This window comes from Nocardia sp. BSTN01, assembly GCF_015354405.1.
Taxonomy (GTDB): Bacteria; Actinomycetota; Actinomycetes; order Mycobacteriales; family Mycobacteriaceae; genus Nocardia.
The window spans coordinates 1-1,403 of record NZ_JADKYP010000144.1 but is presented as its reverse complement, the minus strand read 5'-3'; the positions used below and the strand labels follow the sequence as shown (position 1 = coordinate 1,403).

At 67.9% G+C, this 1,403-nt stretch carries 1 protein-coding gene; it reads left to right on the top strand.

Annotation, left to right across the window (positions count from 1 at the left end):
• Positions 1-177 precede the first annotated feature (177 nt).
• The gene (locus IRT45_RS36195; protein WP_030516270.1) at positions 178-1,200 is read left to right on the top strand and encodes a polyprenyl synthetase family protein; all 1,023 of its coding nucleotides are present in this window, start codon (positions 178-180) and stop codon (positions 1,198-1,200) included.
• Positions 1,201-1,403 lie beyond the last annotated feature (203 nt).

Genomic DNA, 1,403 nt, shown 5'->3' with positions numbered 1-1,403 from the left:
GACGGAGCGGGGGAGCGAAGCGGAGGAGCGGAGGAGGGAAAAATCGAGTCCCAGGGGGGCCGAAACCCCGCCGGAGCGAAGCGGAGGCCACAGGCATAGTGACGGTGTTCATGGGAGGGGGGAGGGCAACACGCTAGGTTCTTCGGTGTGGGGACGGACGCGGCATTGGGAGAAGACATGAGTGCATCGGCTGTGAGCGATGAAAGCACCGTGGTTGCCGGGGTCGATCTCGGCGATCCCGAGCTCGCGGCGACCGTGCGCAACGGGCTCGACGAGGTGGAGAAGCTGCTGGTCAGCGAGCTCTCCGACGGGGAGGACTTCCTGCTGGAAGCCGCGCTGCACCTGGCGCGCGCCGGCGGTAAGCGGTTCCGGCCGCTGTTCACCATCCTCACCGGTCAGCTCGGTCCGCGCCCGACCGACCCCGATCTGATCACCGCCGGCACCGTGGTCGAACTGGTGCATCTGGCCACGCTCTACCACGACGACGTGATGGACGAGGCGTCGATGCGCCGCGGCGCTCCCAGCGTGAACTCCCGATGGGGCAACAGCATCGCCATCCTCTCCGGCGACTATCTGTTCGCCCACGCCTCCCGGCTGGTGTCCACCCTGGGCCCGGACGCGGTGCGCATCATCGCCGAGACCTTCGCCGAACTGGTCACCGGTCAGATGCGGGAAACCTTGGGCGCCAAGAAGTCTCAGGATCCGGTCGAACATTATCTGCGGGTGGTGTGGGAGAAGACGGGTTCGCTGATCGCCGCATCGGGCCGCTTCGGCGGCACCTTCTCCGGCGCGAGCCTGGACGACGTGGAACGGCTGGCGCGCCTCGGTGACGCGGTCGGCACCGCCTTCCAGATCTCCGACGACATCATCGACATCTCCTCGGTGTCCGAGCAGTCCGGCAAGACGCCCGGCACCGATCTGCGCGAGGGCGTGCACACCCTGCCGGTGCTGTACGCGCTGCGTGACGAGGGCGCCGAGGGTGACCGGCTGCGCACGCTGCTGGCCCGGCCGCTGGAATCCGACGACGAGGTCGCCGAGGCGCTGGAGCTGCTGTCCCGCTCGCGCGGCATGGTGCTGGCCAAGCAGAAGTTGCAGGGCTACGCCGATATCGCGCATGCCGAACTCTCCGCACTGCCGCAGGGCCCGGCCAACGACGCGCTGGAGCGCCTGGTCCGATACACCATCGAGCGAGTCGGCTGAGCCCGTCCGCCGTCGCACCGGCGGCCGGCCGGAGTTCGGTATTCGCGCTGCTGTGATCGATATCGCAGCGCTGTGATCGATGACGCAAACGTGGAGCGCCCGTGCCCGAGCGGAACCCGAGTTCCCCGCCGATCGTTGATCCGACATGCATGGTTACGCGAACGGTTTGAAGACCTTCGGGCTGATGGTCGGCCTGTCGGCAC